This is a genomic window from Methanosarcina barkeri 3, from assembly GCF_000970305.1.
GTDB lineage: Archaea > Halobacteriota > Methanosarcinia > Methanosarcinales > Methanosarcinaceae > Methanosarcina > Methanosarcina barkeri_A.
The window spans coordinates 2,191,461-2,211,621 of record NZ_CP009517.1 but is presented as its reverse complement, the minus strand read 5'-3'; the positions used below and the strand labels follow the sequence as shown (position 1 = coordinate 2,211,621).

Here is a 20,161-nt window from a genome sequence, read left to right as displayed (position 1 = left end):
TTTAGCTTCTATGATTTTGGCAGGCTAGCCTAAAATTGTTGCATAAGGTTCTGTTTTTTGCAATCTGCAATCCTAAATTTATTTCTTAGTATAGTATTTATGATCTAATTCTAAAGATTATTCAATTTTAATACAACTTCTTTCTTAAAATAGTCTTTTCCTTATCCCGGTTTTGATCAAGATCTCTTAATTCGTCCGGTAAACGAGTTTAATTTCTTATTATAAATATATATAATCTAAATAAGAAAGTTTATATTTTATTGTGCTATTTTAATAAATGCCTTAAAAACGAATATTAAAAAATCACTCACTACAGAGAATGAGTGTTTACAATGTCTTACGTAAAAAAAATATGTCCCATGTGTGGGAAAGAGTTCTTTGTTCTTGAAAAGGCTGAGGAAAAAGCAACTTACTGTACTTTGGCATGCCTGATAAAAGCCCAGAGTAAAGTTGAATCCAGAGGTATGACTTTTCCAAGCTTTAGTTGAACGTTTGTAATGTGAAAAAAACTAAAAATGCGGAGAACATCCTTAAAAGGAAAATGTTTTCCAATCTTTTTATTTTTACAATTCCTTTATCTTCCAGCGAGTTTTTTTGCGATTTGAGTTACATATCTACCCTGATAACGGGCCATTGCCAGTTCATTTTCAGAAGGCTGGCGGTTTTCATCTGCTCCTGCAATCGTTGAAGCTCCGTACGGGCTACCTCCTGTAACTTCATCCATTCTTCTTTGACGTTTTTCTGAATACGGAAGCCCGACAATGATCATTCCGAGATGGAGAAGGGTAACATGTGTTGTGAGAATTGTAGATTCCTGGCCTCCATGCTGTGTCCCACTTGATGTAAAGACACTTCCTACTTTTCCAACAAGAGCATCTCTGCTCCAGAGCCCTCCAAGGCCGTCAAAAACTGTACGCATCTGAGCAGTCATATTTCCATAGCGCGTAGGTGTCCCGAATATAAGGGCATCTGCTCCTGCAAATACATCTTCATACATACTCCTGGTAACCACGGGAATATGAGCAAAAAGATTTTTTGTTTCGATTGCTCCCATTTTTTCCAGGACTTCGTAAGGCAGGGTTTCAGGTACCTGATAAATCTCTACTTCAGCTCCTTTGACTTCTCTGGCTCCATCAGCTATAGCTTCTGCCATTTTATATATGTGACCATGAATACTGTGAAATATCACGTTTACCTTAACCATTAAAATCCCCCGTTAAAGCCAATTAAAAGTAAGTAAAACGCCTTAACTATACATGAAGTGAATTGACAATTCCGGAAAAATCCGGGTCCCTTCTTAAAAATAATTTTCTGATACCTTATATAGCTTATTAGCAGGAGTTAAATTTTTTCCCTGGCTCCGTACTCGTGATTTCCTGATCCGATTTCTTAGTTTATTTCCTGGTTTATTCCCTGTTTTGTTCTTTAACCTGTTGAGGGTGTTTTGAGAACTAAAGAGGAGTACAAATTCCTGAGAATAAAACGTATCAAAATAGTTATTAGGCTATAGTGCTTTATAAGCTGGACATGCCTTCTCTTTCTATCGTAATGCCTTCCATGAATGAAGAAGAAACCATCCGAATTTGCATAGAGAAAGCTCAGTCTATATTCAAAAAATATGGTATAGAAGGAGAGATAATAGTTGCTGACAACTCGTCAGACAGGACCGCAGAAATTGCAGCTTCAATGGGTGCAAAGGTAATAGGCCCGATAAAAGGTTATGGAAACGCTTATCTAAAAGGGCTGGCCGAAGCAAAAGGAGACTATATTGCTATTGCCGATGCCGATAATACCTATGACCTGCTTGAGCTTGATAAGTTCCTGGATCCTCTTATGGCAGGAGAAGCGGATTTTATAATGGGTACCAGGCTTAAAGGTGATATCAAAAAAGGAGCTATGCCCTGGCTGCATCAGTATATAGGCAATCCTTTCCTGACGGCAATACTCAATCTTCTTTTCGGAACGAGAATTTCAGACGCTCACTGTGGGATGAGGGCTTTTACAAAAGAAGCCCTTGAGAAAATGAACCTTAAAACTCACGGCATGGAACTTGCATCCGAGATGGTAATTGAAGCCGCAAAATGCGGGTTGAGAATAAAAGAAGTCCCCATAACTTACTACTCACGCCGGGCTCCCTCCAAACTTCGTTCTTTTCAGGACGGCTGGCGGCATATAAGGTTTATGATGCTATATCGCCCTTTACCTTTTCTTTTTCTACCTGGAGCTGTGGTTTTCGTCCTTGGAGTTCTGATAACTGGCTCTCTCCTTCTTACCGGAGATGTGGCAGAAAACAGGTTTCATTCCTTCATTTTAGGGTGTATGCTTTTGATTCTCGGAGGACAGGCTCTCTCTACTGGCGGTTATTTGAAAACGTATGGTCTTATCCGCGGGATGTACCCTAATAATAAGGGAAACACTACAAAATGGTTGAATTACCATTCTCTTGAAAAAGAGCTGTTTGCAGGTTCAATCATACTTGTTGCAGGCCTCCTGCTTGGGCTGAAAGTAGTGTACACCTGGATCAGCTCAGGATACGGCTCTCTTTCGGAAGTGAAAAGTGCAGTTATTTCAATGGTGTTTGCCTTTATTGGCCTTCAGATGATTTTTTCGGCAATTATCCTGAGTGTAATGCTCCTTGAGGTGGATACTGACTGGTAAGTGGTGCAATGAAAATCGCTTTTGTGTACGATGCTGTTTATCCATGGGTCAAGGGCGGTGCGGAAATGCGCATCCATGAACTGGGAAAGCGTCTCTCAGCCAGGGGACATGAAGTACACATTTTTGGGGTCAAGTGGTGGGAAGGAGAAGATACCTTTGAATATGAAGGTATGACCCTTCACGGTGTCTGTAAAGCTCGAAACCTGTATGTCAATGGTAGACGCTCGATTTCCGAGGCAATAATCTTCGCTATGAAGTTGTTCCCTGCGCTAAGGAAAGAAAACTTTGACCTTATAGATGTGAGTGTCTTTCCCTATTTTTCCTGTTTTACCGTAAAAGCTGTCTCAATCTTCGAAAAAGTACCTTCAGTATTTACCTGGCACGAGGTATGGGATGACTACTGGTATGAATATTTAGGGAGGGCAGGGATTTTTGGACTGCTAGTTGAGAAGGCAGTCTCCAAGCTATCAAGGAATAATATTGCGGTCTCGAAGTGGACAAAGGATAGACTTGAGGGACTCGGTGTGCCTGAAGAAAGAATCACGGTTATCTCTAACGGTATCGATCTTAAAAATATCTCCGGGATTGAGCCCAACTGGGGAAAGAACCCTATGAGTCTTGAATGTAAAGCTTATGATCTCATTTTTGCAGGCCGTCTTATAAGGGAAAAAAATGTTGACCTGCTGATTAAAGCTGTAGCTTTTCTTAAAGCCGATTTTCCATATCTCAGGTGCTGTATTGTTGGGGACGGACCTGAAAAGTTAGCACTGGTGGAACTAGCAAAGAAAACCGGAGTTTACGAAAATATCGAGTTTGCAGGCTTTCAGGAGTATGGGACATTAATCGGAAAGATCAAGGCTTCAAAGATGCTTGTACTGCCTTCAAGCCGTGAAGGGTTCGGAATGGTAGTTATCGAGGCGTTTGCCTGCGGAATACCTGTGGTGACGGTCAGAGCAAAGTATAATGCCGCACAGGGACTTGTTGAAAATGGAGTTGACGGGTTTGTTGTAGAACTTGATGAGAGGGAGATTGCAAAAGCCGTGATAAAAGTAATTGGGAATACTTCAAGAAGTAAAAAAGCTTCGGAAGCCGCATTGCGGAAAGCTGACAACTATGACTGGGAAGAAATAATTACAAATGTTCAGTTAATGTTTGAAGCATGTATAAAGTAAGATTAATGTTGAGTATCTGAGTACGTCTGTATAAAAAGATTGAGGCTCGCTGTTTAAAGTGTGAGCATAAGTATTTCTCTATTCAGTTACTTCAAATACGGGCGAGTTACTCAAAGAAGCTTAGTACCTTTCTATTTTAAAACGTTTCTATCTTAAAATATTTGTATTTTAGAATATTTCTGTTTTGGAACATATTTGTTCCCTGAAGAATATTTGAAATAAATCAATAATCATCTGCATTTTATGTACGGTTTTTAAGGATTCCGATAAGTTTTAGTTTCGCTTTTTAAGGTTTAATCTGAGTTTAAAGGTTCAATAAAGCTTTTTTCTTAAAATGATTCTCTTTAATCTCTTTATCATGAGAAGTAAGCTTATATTTAAGCCAGCTAATTTCAAAGCTGTCAGCAGGTTGATAGCCTGCAAAAAACGGAACAATGAATAAGTCAAGATTGGATGAGAATATGAAGATAACAAACTCATTAAAATCAATTTCCCGTTTTGCAACGGTACTAATGGTGTTATGTATTCTTCCTTCAGGAGTCTATGCTGCAGAAAACAGTACAAAGTTTGCTCCTGTGCAAAACATAACTGAAGACAACTTCACCGACATTAGGGCCAATATACTTAATTCTATCAGTGAACAAATTACTGAGCTTCAAAGTTTCTATACTAATGTAAGTGAAACATCCAGTGCCTCCGAGCTTCAGCAAGTTCTGCGCAGTCAGACATGTGTGGACGGATGCGGACCGGATGGGAAGCACAGAGGACCTGATAGAATGAATAGGGGACCTTGTGGAATGCCTGGACTATTTAATCTTGATCAGGTAGAAAACGTAACCGATGACAATTATACTGATGTCCAGACCAACATAGTTAATTCAATCGGAAATATGACTGAAACGCTTAACAAGCAGCTGGAAAATACTACTGATGAAAACAGAACTGAGATGATAAGTAAACAGATAACTGAGCTTGAAGATTTATCTACTAACGTAAGTGCAGTCTCCAGTGCAGCAGAATTGCAAGAAGTTGTATTAACTCATATGAAGACACAGGCTGTTGACTCAATTGAAAAAGAAATCGAACACATTCAAGCTAAAGTGAGCAAGAGTGAAAACACAACCAATGATAGCAATGAGAATGTCACAGAACTAAACAACAAAATCACGGAACTTACCACTCTAATGGATAATATCAACGCAGCTGAGTCCCTTGTGGATCTGGAAGAAATTATATCCTCTTCACAGGCAATGCCTGGAATGTGTCCTGGGATGGGTCCTGGAATGTGTCCTGAACAAGATCCGATGCAGCATGGAGGTAATTTCCCAATGTGCCCCGGAAGAATGCCTGAAAACAGCGCCAATAATAGCACCGAAGCTTAAGTTTTGGCAGATTTAAAGTTTGATTAAAGTGAGATGGGAAATTAACAAGGAAAAAAGACGGAAAGTTGAAAACAAATTATACTAAATTTATCTTTCCATCTTTTTTCCTGATATCTGGAAAAACGAATCTAAACCAAAATCCACCCTCAAACCAAAACGAACACTAACCAAAATCCACCCTCAAACCAAAATGGATACTAACCAAAATCCATCTTTCAAAAAGCGGACACTTATATTGTGTAGCATTTGCTGAATGTCAAATTATCTCCGTTACATGTTCAGCTTAATACATGGACAATTTCTCTGTAGACTATTGAAACTTCATGATGTTGAACTGCCTAATCAACGAAAATTTTAAAATAAGTCGCGAGTCGATTTTATCTGTATCTTTGGAGAACAGGAGATTATTAAATGTTATTAAAAAAATGTCCAAAGTGTAGTTCCAGGCTTGAAAATGATACATTCAGGGATTTTCAGTATTGCTCTGTATGTGGTTACTGGACAAGGAAAGATACTGCACGGCTTGAACCATTAATAATCCTGGAGTAAAAATAATATGTTTGAATTCTTTTTGGAGTGACAATAATATGTTTGAATTCTCTTTTGAGTGTACCCGTTGTTGTACACTTCTCAAAAAGCAGATACTTGGCTCAAATGAGTTTTACTACTGCAGAAAATGTGGATCTATATCCTCAGCTGCATCCATGAAAGTGCCTGCTCAGTCTACGAATCAGCAAATTAAAGTTGAGCTGACCAAAAAAGTTGTTTCTTTGAATTTGGCGTTATAAACAACCAGTAAAGTTGCTGATCCTGAAAAATGATTCTGACATGGTCCTTATTAACTTACTAATATAACTCTTAATCTTACTAATATAACTCTTAAAATCTTACTGAGTGAGAGTCAAATTGGTTTTGGCATCAATTCAAAGAAATGATGTAATGGACACTAGAATTTATATATTAAACCGAGAGTCTTCTAAGATAGCTACTCAAAATCTCGAAGAGGTCGTCTTGGCAGTTACTAAGTATATAATATTTGAATATGTTTTTTCTGGAAAAAATATGTAAGACAAATGTTTATCTGTTTAGGGTCACATTGTTTAACTGGGTAATTATTTTCAATTAAAATAAAACAATTAAGAAAAATCACGAAGAGTTCGAAAAGTAGTTAAATTCCTATTTACACTATTTAGTGGGGTTAGGTCAAAATGGGTTATATTTATGGTTCATATCTCAGTAGTCTGAGCACTGACAGTGTGGACTGCTTTATAGTTAAATTCCTGTTCACATTATTTAGTATGGATAGGTAAGAGTGAGTTAAGTTGTCTCCTCTTTCTCTGTAACTTGAGTACCGAGGTTTGGATTACTTTGACACCTGGTTAGAAAGACTGGCTCGTGTTCCCAAGCAAATAATGCAGTAGTACGCATAGTTGTGTTTTTCATAAGCATTAAACATTTAAACGGATATTTATATACATCTTAAATATATACATCTCAAAAACCAACCAAAAAATCGAAAAACTATATGGCAGAAACAGTTTATACAGCACGTACTCCGGCATGTTTTCCAGAGTGCGTCGCCACATTCTAGAGGATATGCATGTCTAGTAAACCCAATCTATCAATTATAATCCCAGTCCATAATGAAGAGGAAAATATACTGGAACTATACGAAAGACTGTACAGTACTCTTTCACTACCGTCCCTAATTGAAACAACATATGAAATTATTTTTATTGACGATGGGTCTACAGATGGTACCTTTGAAGAAATAAAAAAAATAAAAAATTCTAAGGTTAAGGTTGTAAGATTTCAGAGAAATTATGGAAAGGCTGCAGCTCTGTCTTGCGGATTCAAACGGTCAAAAGGAGATTTTGTCATCACCATGGACGGAGATCTGCAGGATGATCCTAAAGAAATTCCCAGGTTTATAGAAGAATTAAAAAGGTATGATATGGTTTCTGGCTGGAAAAACAAAAGACAGGACCCTATTTCAAAAACATTGCCTTCAAAAGTCTTTAACAGGTTAACTCGGTTCATAACCGGAGTCGAGGTCCACGACTTCAATTGTGGATATAAAGCATACAATAACTATGTCGTAAAAAACATAAATTTGTATGGAGAACTTCATCGTTACATCCCGGCTCTTGTTTACTGGAAAGGTTACACCGTAGGAGAGATTGAAGTTGAACATCACCCGAGAGTACACGGAGAATCAAAGTATGGGATTGAAAGGCTATTGAAAGGATTTCTTGACCTTATTACAGTTACGTTTCTGATGATGTACAAAAAGAGGCCTCTACACGTTTTCGGAGGTATAGGAATCCTTTTTGGGTTATCCGGGGTGATTATATCCATATATTTAATAGTTTTGTGGGCTGCAGGACTAAAAATAGGAGATAGGCCTCTTCTCATGCTCGGGATCTTACTTACAGTCACTGGGGCTCAGTTTATTTCCCTTGGCCTGATAGGAGAACTGATCACAAATTCGAGAAATAACGATGATTATGTCATAAAATACGATAGCTATGAACTGGAAAATGGCAGGTAAAATTATAGTTACTTCAGTTTTAACGTTTTACAGCTCCTTAGAAAACTTATCCAGATCAGTTCCAAAAGGTTGAAGTTTATGAGTAAATATATATCGAATATGCTGGCTTCTTCAATTCAAACTTATGGAGAAATTATTTCACAAAGTTTTCTACATAGCCTGAGAAATTACCCGTAAAAATAGTGAATTTTCCATAAAATGATAAAAAGTTAATTATAACTTTTCAGCGGAATCCGACCATTAACTTAATAATATCTCTGAAATTCTATACAAAGCAACAATTAAAGAATAGAAATTAAAAAGGGGATTAAAAAGAAGATTTAATAAAAAGAATTTAAGAAGAAGATTAAAAAAGAATAACTTAAAAATAAAAGTTAAAAATATTTAAAAGAGATTGAAAAATTAAAAAAGATTCAAAAAACTAAAAAGTTCTAAAAATTAAAAAATTCAAAGAACTAAAAGATTCAATGAATTAAAAAATATTTAAAAATTAAAAACATATACATAATTAATTTGCCAAGCGGCTAACTAGAGGTTGATCTTACATAAACTTAAAATAATCGAGTAAAATCATAATCGAGTTTTACCCATGAGAGGAACAATGATATCGGGTACACCGAAATGGCTAAAAAAACACTTAATTAATAGCCAAATATTGAATTTTTCCAAAAAAAGTTTGAAAGAGCATGCCAGTGTCTTAACACTGTATACTTTATTAACTTTTATACTCACTTATCCTGTGGTTTTCAATATACGCAATCATATTCCGGGAGGCGGTGACGCATTTCAATGGATAAGAATACTCTGGTATATGCCAGTAGCGATATTTAACCCTGGACTAACAAAATTAACACACGATTATTTAATATTTTATCCGGATGGAATCCCAGCTTCACCCTTTCAATCGGCATTTAATCAAATCCTCTCATACATTTTATCAAGTATAATGGAAATTCACGTCGTATACACCATACTATGGTTATTCTCATTTATTTTTGGGGCATACGGTGCATATTTGCTTGTAAGGTATCTGACTAATGACAGAATTTCTTCTTTCATTGCAGGAATTGTGTTTGCTTTCTCACCTTATCATTTTGTACATGCACTTGGCCATTTTGGGGCAACCAGTATTGAATGGATACCTTTCTGCGCTCTTTATTTAATGAAAATGTTTAAAGAAGGCGGAGTTCGAAACAGTTTTTTTGCGGGGATATTCTTTATTCTAGTAGCCATGAGCGACCTTCAATATATGGTATTTATGGGAATTTTCGTGATGCTACTATTCACATATGAAATTTATATTTCCTTAAAGGAAAAAAAAGTAAATTCTAAAGTGATAACAAATTCTAAAAAAATAACAAATTCTAAAGAGATAACAAGTTCTAAGGAGATCCTGAAACAAACTTTCTGCAAATATAGCTTATTTGGGTTTGTTTCTTTTATAGGTATAATACCTCTCACGCTGGAAAACATTCTAACAGCAACGTCCGGTAACAACTTTTTAAAATTAGGCTCCTCTGAAGCGGTTATGTATTCAGCTGATTTACTGAGCTTTTTTCTTCCTTCGGTTTTGCATCCTGTTTTTGGAAATATTACTACAAACATTTACAGCAATTTTTCAGGAAATATCAGTGAAAACACGATGTTTATCGGATACACTGTGATTTTTCTCTCTTTATTTGCAGCTCATAGATTGAAGGGAAACAAAAACGTAAAGTTCTGGCTAATAGCTGCCCTGTCTTTTTCGCTAATCAGTCTTGGTCCACTTCTTCACGTAAATGGTAAGACCTCATTTACAGAGTTTAATACTACTGTTCCTCTTCCGTATTTAGTTTTGTATTATGTGATCCCATTTCTGGACAACTGCCGGACAACCGGTAGATTTTTTGTAATTGCTTCTCTCTCATTCGCAGTTTTGATGGGTTATGGAACCACAGAACTGCTAAAATCTAACCGGATTAATAAAAAGGTGTCTGCAATTGTAATAACCGGTTTGATAATCTTCGAATATCTGGCAGTTCCTGTATCTTTATCACCTGTTGATGAACCCTCATTTTACAAAGAGATTTCACAGGATAAAGATAACTACGCACTGCTTGAAATTCCTGCAACCAAAGATTATTTGGCAGGTTCAACCATCATTTATTACCAGACAATACATGGAAAACCTGTTGTAGGTAATTGGGCTGCTAGATATCCGTCTACTGCGAGAGATTTTGAACTAAAGACACCTGTAGTAAGGGAATTAACCTATTTGCAGCCTTTTACTGATGATATTCTGGACCAGGATATAAATGAAGTCGGAACATCCATTTTAAATTATTATAACATATCATATATTATTTTGCATACAAACTATATGAATGATGGAGATATTGACTTTATTGAGAAACTGATACAGAAAACATTAAACGCAGAAAGAAAAATATATGAAAAAGATTCTCTAATCGTGTACCATGTCAAAAAAGAGCCTTTGAAGTCTTTTATGATTTTAAAAGACGGATGGAATCAGCTGGAAAATATAAGTGGAAAACCTACCAGATGGATATCAGACAACGCTACAATATTAATTCACTCAGATAGCGTCAGAAACGCTACATTAAATATTCAGGCGTTCAGTTTCTACAGTCCGAGAACACTGGAGGTTTACAATAACGAAGATCTTCAAGGCAGACAAGCTATAACTACAGATTTTTCCAGTATGTCTATCCCAATTAGCTTGAAGAAAGGCGATAATCTCATCCTTCTGCATGTGCCAGAAGGGTCTGAAAGCCCAAGTGAAATTCCAGAGTTAAATAGTAAAGATGACAACAGGGAACTGAGTATAGCAGTTCAAAAGATTCAATTAACTTGAGCAATAGCAGTTCAAAAGATTCAATTAACCTGAGCATAGCAGCATGAAATGAGTGAAAGCATCACGATTAAAAGAAGAGCTCATCCCAAAACCAATTTTATTCCCAAATCTACTGTTTTCATGTTTAGAAATTAGAGCAATTATTCAAAATTCAAGGTTTTGGGATAGGCTCGAAGAATAAACAACAGGATTTTACAGCATAACAAGAGTAATATTCATAAGAGTATGTTTCCATAATTTTATCTGCCTCAAGAGTTGCTTGTTTCATTGATGGTTGCAGAAACTTTTGATATTAAAAAAGCGTTGATTCCTGTCTCTTTGACATCATCTTCAGTATAAATGTGCTGTCTGCAATATATAAACTCTCTAATCAAGATTCAGGTTCTGTGTTACTTACTTTTATGGTTTTGATGAGAACTTTTCTTATCATAACTATTGCATCTGGTGCTCACAAAAGAGGAATTCTTTTCTAGTCAATAACCACGGAAATAGAAAAATGAAAAAAATAACTTGGTGCTTATATATCTCGTGAAAGTCAAGCCACAAGTAAAATATCTTAAAATTTCATAAATTATTAGTTATTATCTAAAACGACATCAGAGAAAATGTTTTAACTCTTAATACCAGCCTGGCGAAAGTAGATTATATTACTCAAATATCTGATTTAACTTTAATTTTTTACTTACTTTGTATACGTAAACACAGATAATTATTGCAAGGACTGTTACACCATATGGAGTGAAAAAATTATTAATTTTGAAAATATTAATAGTTAATTTGCTTATCAAAGGTAAAATTATTGGCCAATGAAATAAATAAATTTGGAATGAATACTTCCCACATAGTAGTAATAATTCTTTTAAATATTTGAAATTTAGTAGTATTCTAGAAAATAACATCATAAATGGTGGAAATGTTATTCCATATAATAAGATAGCATATTTATGTGCAAACGATTGTGGGTAAACTATGGAAATAACAAATATTGCAACAAAAGTTATTGAACAGATATACGAAACTGACAGTTTATTTTGTTCTAATTGTTTGTAGCCATAAGCTATCCCAAAAATATAAGCTGGCATATACATCATGACATTAAACAAAATACTAGGGTACTGTTTTAAAGTGTCCTTATAAATAACATCAAATGCCAGTAATGGTATTATGAAATAAAATAAAGTATTAATCTGAAAGTAATATATAATTGCAAAACAAACAGTTGTTATTAAAATTAATACAATTAGATACCCCAATTGATAAGAAACAATATTATGACCAATTAGAGTTTTAAGTAAACCGTCTATATTTAAATTATTCCAAAAATTTATAATATTTTCAAAGTTTAGGTTAAGATAATTGATTGATATATAACTAATGCAATATAGAGGAACAAAAGCCAGCAGTGTATACCCAATGTATGCTTTATATAGTCGCGTGAATCTCTTCACAAAATACTTACTTATAAATGATTTGTCGTTGATTTCTGCAGAATGATTTATTCCCATCTTAAGTCCAGATGAGAATGTAAACAAAACTAAACCAAATGTGGCGAGATATCTTATCAAAAATATAGAATCTGACCGATTTATCCCACCTAACTCGTGAAAGAGCACAATAAAAATAATACTAATACCATCAATTAAAGTAATTTTGTCTTTTATTTCTGAATATAACTGAAAGATCATAAACTAATTTTATTAATAGTTTTATTTATGTCTAGCGATTATTTATTTCATTAAGTTTCCTGTAAGAATCGAATTTTCCAGTACAATTGTATGAGTCGTTATGAAATTAGAATAGATTTTTAAAATATGAAATCTGCTTTTGTCTTTACTCTCCGGTAATATAGTTTGATAACACTCTGATTTTTATTGAGATGTTTTTAATAGATCTCTATTTAAAGAGTCTTTTTCTATATACTTTATATAGTAAAGTGAATATTTGCCAATTGTACCTTCTTTGGACAAAGTATAACTTCTGTATTATTTTTTTGTTTTTCAGTCTCCCCGTGGGCAAGTAATTTTCAAGAAAGGTTTCTGGTCAATATAATAGATTCCAAGTCTTCCATAATTATAAAAATTTCCCAAACATAACAAGTTTGTTAGAAGATTCAAGTTCAAAGCTGGGCATCTCAATATTAATAATTCTTACTGAGCCTTTAAAACAATAATATTAGTATAATTTAGGAAAGATTTTTTATGTATAACGTGATTTATTTAAAATTTATATTGCAAAAGAGTTAATAAAAATAATTACTATAAAAGCAAAGCAGAATCTAAATAAGCTAAAAGAATCCTAAATACTCAAAGAATAAGGTATAAATGTTAATTAAATAAATTAAATAACTATAGTGTGTTCTTCGATAAAAATTAGTTGAAATAATAAGATTTTCTGGTGTAGATAAAGTAAAATTATGGGCTTTTAATTATTCTCGGCATAAAACAATATCAAATATGGTATTTACTAGAAAATAATCAGTTAGATTGAAAGTTTTAGGAGAGATTAGTGATGTCTTCCCAAATAAAAAATTGTTTTTCTTCTCAGGAAAGCCTTCAGGGTGAAAAAAATAAGTCCATTGAACTTACTCCTAATAGCATAAATTTCTCGGTTAGTCCTGAAGGAGAAGAATTTCCTTTACCTGAATCTGATGAATATGCAGAAGAATTTAAAAGAATTAAAGATCTTGTGGACAAAGCCCGTGAAGAAGGAAAAGAGATTGTTGTTGTGATGGGTGTCGGGTTTGTTGGAGCTGTAATGGCTGCGATTATTGCAGATACGAAAGACGAAAACGGTAATTATAGTAAATTTGTAATCGGTTGTCAAAGACCAAGTACTCGTAGTTACTGGAAAATACCTCTGCTCAACAGAGGACAGTCTCCTGTGAAATCCGAAGATAAAGAAGTAGATGAGATTATAAAACGCTGTGTTCTTGAAACAAAAACACTTGTAGCTACTTACACAAACGAATGCCTGAAACTTGCTGATGTTGTTGTGGTAGATATCCAGTGCGATTATGTAAAGTGCGAACTTGGAAATGTCAGAACCGGTGAAGCTGATATGGCAGCACTTGAAGCTTCCATGAAAATAATCGGAGAAAATATCTGCCCCGATTGCCTTGTGCTAATAGAAACTACTGTTGCTCCAGGGACGACCGAGTTTGTTGCTCTTCCTCTCCTGAAAAAAGCCTTCCAGAAGCGTGGAATTAATTCAACTCCTTTACTTGCACATAGTTTTGAACGTGTTATGCCTGGAAGAGATTATGTGGCAAGTGTACGCGATTTCTGGAGAGTCTGTGCAGGTTGTACTGACGAAGCAAGAGTAAAGGTCGAAAAATTCCTTTCTGAGGTAATAAACACTAAAGATTACCCTCTGACTATAATGGATAGGCCTATTGAGTCTGAAACTGCAAAAATTGTTGAGAATTCCTACCGTGCAACGATACTCGCTTTCCTTAATGAATGGAGTCTTTTTTCGGAAAGAAACGGTATCGATCTCATAAAAGTTATTAATGCAATCAAAATGCGTCCGACTCACAGTAATATAATCTTCCCGGGACCAGGGATTGGAGGTTATTGCCTTCCAAAAGACGGTGGTCTGGGTTACTGGTCTTATAAGCATATTCTGGGCTTTGAAGATGGAGATGAGGTATTCAAGATCACTCCCACAGCAATTGATGTAAACGACACAAGAGCTCTTCACGTAGCCGAACTTACGCGAGATGCTCTTCGGAATATGGGCCACTATATAGCCGGAGCAGATGTTCTCGTTTGCGGAGCCAGTTACAGGCAGGATGTAGGCGACACTAGATACAGTGGAAGTGAAATTGTAGTCAGGAAACTGACTGAAATGGGCGCTGAAATGCGTGTTCATGATCCGTACGTTGATCACTGGTACGAGATGGAAAATCAGGATACATATCCGGCGTCTGGCCAGTCCTGGAAACGTTTCTTTAGAAACCAGGACGGTCTGGCAGAGTTAAAAATCGAAAGTGATTTTTCAACGGCAATTAACGATATAGAAGCCCTGATCCTTGCAGTTCCGCATAAGGAGTATCTCAACTTTGAGCCGGAAACTATCGTAAAGATGGCAGGCGGGCCTATTGCAGTTATTGACTGTTTTGGAATATTATCGGATGAAAACATCAGAAAATATTTTGAACTTGGCTGTGAAGTTAAAGCCCTTGGAAGAGGCCATATTCAGCAAATTAAAAAAGAAGTTCAGAAAAGAAAATTGCAACAGAATTCCTAACTTTACAATTATTGTTTCACAGAGGGATTATTTGAAAACTAAAAATGTAGTGGTCACAGGTGGTATGGGTTTCATAGGTTCCCATCTTGCTGAGAGGCTACTTGAGGATAATGAAGTAACAATTATTGATAATGAATCTACAGGTAAGATTGAGAATATAAGGCATCTACTGAATCACAAAAATCTAACTGTAATAAAAGACAGTATAGTAGACCTTAACTTGACAGAAATTTTCAAAGACAAGGATTATGTCTTCCACCTTGCAGCAATTCCCAGTGTTCCAAGAAGTGTGAAAGATCCTTTTAACTCAAATAACTCTAATGTCACAGGAACGTTGAATGTTCTTATAGCTGCAAGAGATGCTGGAGTTAAAAAAGTAGTATTTTCATCTTCCTCTTCAGTGTACGGCGATACGCCAACTCTCCCAAAAAGAGAAGATATGCCCATAAACCCGATGTCTCCATATGCAATTACAAAAGCAACCGGAGAAATGTACTGTAAGGTTTTTCAGGATCTTTATAACCTTCCGACAGTCAGCTTAAGATACTTCAACGTTTTTGGTCCAAGGCAGGATCCGAATTCTCAGTACGCTGCCGTGATTCCAAAATTTATAACTGCAATTTTGAATGATGAAAGCCCTGTGATATATGGCGATGGAGAACAAAGCAGGGATTTTACTTTTGTCAAAAACGTTGTTGACGCAAATATTCTTTCCTGCGAGTCTGAGAAAACCGGAGTTTTCAATATCGCGTGCGGTAGAAGAATTACAATTAATCAATTAGCCGATTACATTAATGAAATTATTGGGAAAGATATCAAAGCAAAACACACAAACTTAAGACCAGGAGATATTAAGCATTCGTTAGCAGATATATCAAAAGCTACAGAATTCGGGTATAGTCCTATTGGTAATTTTAAGGATGAACTCAAGACAGTAGCAGAATGGTTCATGGACTAAGTTGATGAGCTATTTTTAGAGAAACATAATCCAATCAATTGACATATTATGTTTAAATTTGGGAATTGTTTATTGGTCTGTGGCTTGTAATAGTTAACTTCATGATTTTGATGACAATGATCTGTAAAAGAGTCAAAGTCCGTTAGCAGCTGATAAAAAAGATTAATCTTGGGTTTATGTGTGTAATTGTTTTAATCAGTGTTACTGAGTACATTCAAGCTTAAAGTTAAATTTTAGTTTGAAAAACCAATGAAGGGAAACAAAAATGAATCAAGAAAGCTGTGAATATATAGTCAGACCATCCAGGCTTCAAGGGAAAGTAAAAGTAAGTGGTGCAAAAAATAGTGCTTTAAGGCTTCTTGCAGCTTCACTGCTAACAGATGAAAAAATAGAGCTGACAAATTATCCCTCTAAGTTACTTGATGCTCAAATTCATGTCGGTATGTTGGAAGCTCTTGGAAAAAAATGCATTGTAGAGGATGAAAAAATAACCATTTATGAGGAAAAAGATCCTTTGAAAATTCTTAATTGGAACAAGCGTTCAATTCGTAATACTTTACTTATATTAGGTGCACTGGTAAGTCGTATAGGTGAAGCAAAGGTTCCTCTTCCAGGAGGTTGTAATCTTGGAGAAAGAAAATTTGATCTACACGAGATGCTCCTCAGAAACATGGGAGCAAAAGTTTGGATTGAAGATAATATGCTTTGTGCTAAAGCAGAAAACGGGCTAAAAGGAGCTGACATTTTTTTACCTATCCGTTCAACAGGAGCAACTGAAAATGCAATGATCTGTGGATCTTTAGCTGAAGGTGTAACTAGAGTTTGGAATCCTCATATTCAACCCGAAATTCTTGATTTGGCACATTTTCTTAATGAGATGGGCGCGAAGATTGAGGTTTTTGGCCAGGAGCATATAAAAATTACTGGAGTAAAAAAATTACTTGGAGCTAGACATTCTGTAATTGCTGATAATATTGAAGCGGTCACATGGCTAATTGCTTCAGTGATTACAGGTGGAGATATTGAGATTATTGGTTTTCCCTTCAAAGATATTGAAGTTACGCTAATACATCTTCGTCAAAGCGGAGCGAAGTACTATATTGGAGATAATAGTCTTATTGTAAGAGGTGGGACACCTTATCCCGTGGAGATTAGTACTGGTCCATATCCAGAAATCAAATCTGATGTTCAGCCTCTTTTTGCAGTTTATGGTGCTTGTGCAAAAGGAAGTTCAAAAATTGTTGACTTACGTTTCCCTGGTAGATATGGGTATGCAAGTGAACTGGCTAAAATGGGTTTGAAATATAATATCAACGGTAACATACTGGAAATCATCGGTGGAAATCAACTTAATGGTGCTCAAGTAAGAGCTCTTGATCTCCGAGCTGGTATCGCATTAGCGTTAGCCGGATTAGTGGCAAACGGTGAAACTCGGATCTCAGATGCCTGGCAGATTGAAAGAGGCTATGACAATTTTATGGAAAAATTAATTTCACTGGGGGGAAATGTGAGATATGGATAAAGTAAGCAGTTTTATCAATAAAAATGTAGGAGATATTTATTTAAAAGAACCTCTTTCAAAACACAGTAGCTGGCGTATAGGTGGTCCTGTAGATGTTCTAGTTGAACCATATACTGTCGAACAGATACTCGAAACATTACAATATGCTGACTTAATGAAAATTCCTACAGTGGTTATAGGGAATGGAACAAATTTACTTTTTTCTGATGAAGGTTTTCGTGGAATTATAATAAAAATGGGTAAAAACTTTTCTAAATATACTATTAAGGGTAAAAGAGCTTGCGCGGAGGCAGGTATCTGGACTCCAAAATTTGCAAAAATATTGTCCGATAATGGTTTATCAGGTCTTGAACACGCCATTGGAATACCAGGCACCCTTGGTGGACTTGTTTTCATGAATGGAGGGAGCGGTGGAAAATGCATAGGAGATATTGTCAAAAAAATATGGGTTATTGACAAAAATTATAATTTAATATCTTTCTCCAAAAGTGAATGTGACTTTTCTTATAGAAAATCAGTGTTTCAGGATTCAAATTATATAATTTGTAAAATTGAGCTAGAATGTGAAACTAGGGAAGAAGAAAACATAAAGTTCGAAATGAGAAACATACTGGATAATCGTAAAAACAAGTTTCCACTTAATTATCCCAATTGTGGATCTGTTTTTTTAAGTAATCCGGTTGTAAATGACACTTTTGCACCTCCAGGAAAGTTAATTGAAGAAGCAGGTTTAAAAGGTTATCAAGTAGGTGGTGCTCAAATTTCGGAAAAACATGCCAATTTTATAGTAAATTTGGGAAATGCTACAGCTAAAGACGTGATTTCTATTGTCCAGTACGTCCGAAAAATTGTATATCAACGTTACGGACTTTATCTAGAAAGCGAAATAAAGTATGTAGGGGAGATGGGAGATCTTAAATCGTTGCATGAGGTTGGAATAATTGAATAAAGATGATCCTGAATACAGTTTTAGTAGCTGCTTAAAAGATATATCTCAAGACTTACTTTTCTACGGTGGCAAAAACTTATTGAGTAAGATTGTGATCTTTTCTTTGAGTGTTTCTTTTAAACTGATATTTTGGTATCGTCTCTCTAGATATTGTTATCTAAAATCAAAAATGACTAGAAGAGCTCTTCCGCTTATTAAATATCGACAATATATTCTTGGTGGCAATGAAATCGATTATAGAGCTAAGTTAGGTAATAGAGTAAAGTTTGCTCATCCTTCAGGCGTAATAATTGGAGCGGGAGTTATTATTGAAGATGAAGTTACGATTTTTCAACAAACTACATTTGGAAGCCATGGGCATAAAGACGAACCAAAATCCTACCCCATAATAAAACAAGGAGCAATAATTTATTCCGGGGCAAAAATTATAGGTGGACTAACTGTTCATGAAAATGCTGTAATTGGTGCAAATTCAGTTGTACTGACCGATGTACCTAAAAACTCAAACGCAGTAGGAATTCCTGCAAAATAACTACTAAGTGATGTAGGGTATAAAATGTTAAAGAACTACAGTTTTGTAAAAGATGGTATATCTGTTTTTGGCACTCAGATATTGACATTAGTTATAGGTTTCGTATCAGGAGTACTACTTGCGAGATGGCTTGGACCTGCTGGAAGAGGAGCCTTTACGGCTCTTTTGGTTTATCCTACAATCATGATTAGCCTTTTAAGTATGGGAACGCGCCAAGCAACTGTTTATTATCTTGGTAAGAAAAAGTATTCAGAATCGGAGGTTGTAGGTGTAATATTATTATTACTTATTTTGTCAAGCATAATTGGAGTTCTAACTTCAGTTGCAATAATCTCATATACTCAAAATTCAGATTATAGCCTAATTTTAATATTACTTACGTCATTTACAATTCCCGCAAATTTGACTATTAACTATTTTACCGGGATTTTAATTGGGAAACAACGAATAAATAAATTCAACAAATTTATGTATCTAGTACCTATCATTAATTTCGTACTCATAATCTTCTTAGTATTTTTTATCAAATTATACATAGTAGGTGCAGTTTTGGCTACTCTGATTTCCAATATTGTGCTTGCTCTATATGCGTTGTTATCGATTAATAGAGAATATTCTTTAAAAATATGTTACGTGCCTGAACTAATTAAAAAAATGATTTCTTTAGGATCTATTTATGCACTTTCACTGTTCATTTTAAATCTTAATTATAGAGTGGATGTAATCATACTTGAACATTTAAGTAATGTTACAGAAATAGGTCAATACACTATAGGAGTAGGTTTTGCTGAATTGTTATGGCAGCTACCGACTGCTTTTGGACTAGTTATCTTTTCATATAGTGCAAACGCAAAAAATTCCGATAAATTTTCACAAGATATTGCAAAAATGATCAGGATTGTCTTCCCTGTTATACTCATTGGGTCAATATTTTTATATTCTTCAAGTGAATATATAATTCCTTTTTTGTATGGAAGTGAGTACACTCCAAGTGTCAAAATGCTAAAAATTTTACTACCTGGAATAGTTATGATGAGTTTCTTCAAAATTATTAATATGGATCTGGCCGGTAGAGGGAAACCCGGTGTTACTATAACAGCATTTTTACCAGCAGTTTTGGTCAATATAATGCTTAATATAATTTTAGTGCCTGATTTTGGAGGTTGTGGTGCTGCTTTTGCTTCGACAATTAGTTATACGCTTGCATCAGTGTCTATTTTGTATTACTATATGAAAATTACTCAATTGAGTCTAAGTGATATCTTTATTTGTAAGAAAAGTGATATCGATTTAATTTTAGGATTGATTCATACGTTACCGATTAAGCGCTAAAAA

At 35.2% G+C, this 20,161-nt stretch carries 14 protein-coding genes and 1 pseudogene; 12 read left to right on the top strand and 3 right to left on the bottom strand.

What is annotated here, in order from left to right:
• Positions 1 to 332: 332 nt before the first annotated feature.
• Positions 333 to 488, top strand: a complete 156-nt coding sequence (locus tag MSBR3_RS20645; RefSeq protein ID WP_196297033.1) for a hypothetical protein — start codon at positions 333 to 335, stop codon at positions 486 to 488.
• 86 nt (positions 489 to 574) lie between these two features.
• On the opposite strand, the gene wrbA is transcribed toward MSBR3_RS20645, so the two are convergent.
• Entirely contained in the window at positions 575 to 1,204 is a 630-nt protein-coding gene (gene wrbA, locus MSBR3_RS08815; RefSeq protein WP_048107580.1) for an NAD(P)H:quinone oxidoreductase type IV, read from the bottom strand.
• 323 nt (positions 1,205 to 1,527) lie between these two features.
• On the opposite strand from wrbA, the gene MSBR3_RS08810 reads away from it, so the two are divergent.
• From MSBR3_RS08810 to MSBR3_RS08790, 5 genes are all read left to right on the top strand, one after another.
• Positions 1,528 to 2,658: a glycosyltransferase family 2 protein gene (locus tag MSBR3_RS08810; protein WP_048110259.1), complete on the top strand. Its 1,131-nt coding sequence runs from the start codon at positions 1,528 to 1,530 to the stop codon at positions 2,656 to 2,658.
• Between the two features lie 8 nt (positions 2,659 to 2,666).
• Positions 2,667 to 3,830, top strand: a complete 1,164-nt coding sequence (locus tag MSBR3_RS08805; RefSeq protein ID WP_048107578.1) for a glycosyltransferase family 4 protein — start codon at positions 2,667 to 2,669, stop codon at positions 3,828 to 3,830.
• A gap of 461 nt (positions 3,831 to 4,291) precedes the next feature.
• Positions 4,292 to 5,212, top strand: a complete 921-nt coding sequence (locus MSBR3_RS08800; RefSeq protein WP_048110257.1) for a hypothetical protein — start codon at positions 4,292 to 4,294, stop codon at positions 5,210 to 5,212.
• Between the two features lie 1,600 nt (positions 5,213 to 6,812).
• A complete protein-coding gene (locus MSBR3_RS08795) occupies positions 6,813 to 7,763 on the top strand; it encodes a glycosyltransferase family 2 protein (RefSeq protein ID WP_048107577.1) in 951 nt (316 codons plus the stop codon).
• A gap of 589 nt (positions 7,764 to 8,352) precedes the next feature.
• Complete coding sequence (locus tag MSBR3_RS08790; RefSeq protein ID WP_230627990.1) at positions 8,353 to 10,617, top strand: hypothetical protein; 2,265 nt, start codon at positions 8,353 to 8,355, stop codon at positions 10,615 to 10,617.
• A 184-nt stretch (positions 10,618 to 10,801) separates the two neighbouring features.
• Here the strand turns inward: MSBR3_RS08790 and MSBR3_RS21010 are convergent.
• Together MSBR3_RS21010 and MSBR3_RS21745 are read right to left on the bottom strand one after the other, a co-directional pair.
• Positions 10,802 to 11,041, bottom strand: a pseudogene (locus MSBR3_RS21010) (IS1634 family transposase); the annotation flags it as partial.
• A gap of 223 nt (positions 11,042 to 11,264) precedes the next feature.
• Complete coding sequence (locus MSBR3_RS21745; protein WP_048107575.1) at positions 11,265 to 12,302, bottom strand: acyltransferase family protein; 1,038 nt, start codon at positions 12,300 to 12,302, stop codon at positions 11,265 to 11,267.
• Between the two features lie 823 nt (positions 12,303 to 13,125).
• Here MSBR3_RS21745 and MSBR3_RS08780 point away from each other — a divergent pair.
• The 6 genes from MSBR3_RS08780 (at position 13,126) to MSBR3_RS08755 (ending at position 20,158) form a co-directional block, all read left to right on the top strand.
• On the top strand, positions 13,126 to 14,865 hold the full coding sequence (locus tag MSBR3_RS08780) for a nucleotide sugar dehydrogenase (protein WP_080942257.1): 1,740 nt from the start codon (positions 13,126 to 13,128) through the stop codon (positions 14,863 to 14,865).
• The gene (locus tag MSBR3_RS08775) at positions 14,750 to 15,823 is read left to right on the top strand and encodes an SDR family oxidoreductase (RefSeq protein ID WP_230627989.1); all 1,074 of its coding nucleotides are present in this window, start codon (positions 14,750 to 14,752) and stop codon (positions 15,821 to 15,823) included. Before MSBR3_RS08780 ends, MSBR3_RS08775 begins: the two co-directional genes overlap by 116 nt.
• Before the next feature lie 265 nt (positions 15,824 to 16,088).
• The gene (locus tag MSBR3_RS08770; protein ID WP_048107574.1) at positions 16,089 to 17,345 is read left to right on the top strand and encodes a UDP-N-acetylglucosamine 1-carboxyvinyltransferase; all 1,257 of its coding nucleotides are present in this window, start codon (positions 16,089 to 16,091) and stop codon (positions 17,343 to 17,345) included.
• Positions 17,338 to 18,294 carry a UDP-N-acetylmuramate dehydrogenase gene (gene murB, locus MSBR3_RS08765; RefSeq protein ID WP_048107573.1) on the top strand — a complete coding sequence of 319 codons (957 nt, stop codon included), beginning with the start codon at positions 17,338 to 17,340 and terminating at the stop codon, positions 18,292 to 18,294. The genes MSBR3_RS08770 and murB overlap by 8 nt, the downstream gene beginning before the upstream one ends.
• Positions 18,287 to 18,826: a serine O-acetyltransferase gene (locus tag MSBR3_RS08760; protein WP_052723343.1), complete on the top strand. Its 540-nt coding sequence runs from the start codon at positions 18,287 to 18,289 to the stop codon at positions 18,824 to 18,826. Before murB ends, MSBR3_RS08760 begins: the two co-directional genes overlap by 8 nt.
• A 24-nt stretch (positions 18,827 to 18,850) precedes the next feature.
• A complete protein-coding gene (locus MSBR3_RS08755; protein ID WP_048107572.1) occupies positions 18,851 to 20,158 on the top strand; it encodes an oligosaccharide flippase family protein in 1,308 nt (435 codons plus the stop codon).
• The last annotated feature ends 3 nt before the right edge of the window (positions 20,159 to 20,161 follow it).

Coding starts and splice junctions, on each gene's coding strand:
- MSBR3_RS08810 (WP_048110259.1), top strand. CDS start 1,528: ATGCCTTCTCTTTCTATCGTAATGCCTTCCATGAATGAAGAAGAAACC.
- MSBR3_RS08770 (WP_048107574.1), top strand. CDS start 16,089: ATGAATCAAGAAAGCTGTGAATATATAGTCAGACCATCCAGGCTTCAA.
- MSBR3_RS08795 (WP_048107577.1), top strand. CDS start 6,813: ATGTCTAGTAAACCCAATCTATCAATTATAATCCCAGTCCATAATGAA.
- MSBR3_RS21745 (WP_048107575.1), bottom strand. CDS start 12,302: ATGATCTTTCAGTTATATTCAGAAATAAAAGACAAAATTACTTTAATT.
- MSBR3_RS08805 (WP_048107578.1), top strand. CDS start 2,667: ATGAAAATCGCTTTTGTGTACGATGCTGTTTATCCATGGGTCAAGGGC.
- MSBR3_RS08755 (WP_048107572.1), top strand. CDS start 18,851: ATGTTAAAGAACTACAGTTTTGTAAAAGATGGTATATCTGTTTTTGGC.
- MSBR3_RS08790 (WP_230627990.1), top strand. CDS start 8,353: ATGAGAGGAACAATGATATCGGGTACACCGAAATGGCTAAAAAAACAC.
- wrbA (WP_048107580.1), bottom strand. CDS start 1,204: ATGGTTAAGGTAAACGTGATATTTCACAGTATTCATGGTCACATATAT.
- MSBR3_RS08775 (WP_230627989.1), top strand. CDS start 14,750: ATGAAAACATCAGAAAATATTTTGAACTTGGCTGTGAAGTTAAAGCCC.
- murB (WP_048107573.1), top strand. CDS start 17,338: ATGGATAAAGTAAGCAGTTTTATCAATAAAAATGTAGGAGATATTTAT.
- MSBR3_RS08780 (WP_080942257.1), top strand. CDS start 13,126: ATGTCTTCCCAAATAAAAAATTGTTTTTCTTCTCAGGAAAGCCTTCAG.
- MSBR3_RS08800 (WP_048110257.1), top strand. CDS start 4,292: ATGAAGATAACAAACTCATTAAAATCAATTTCCCGTTTTGCAACGGTA.
- MSBR3_RS20645 (WP_196297033.1), top strand. CDS start 333: ATGTCTTACGTAAAAAAAATATGTCCCATGTGTGGGAAAGAGTTCTTT.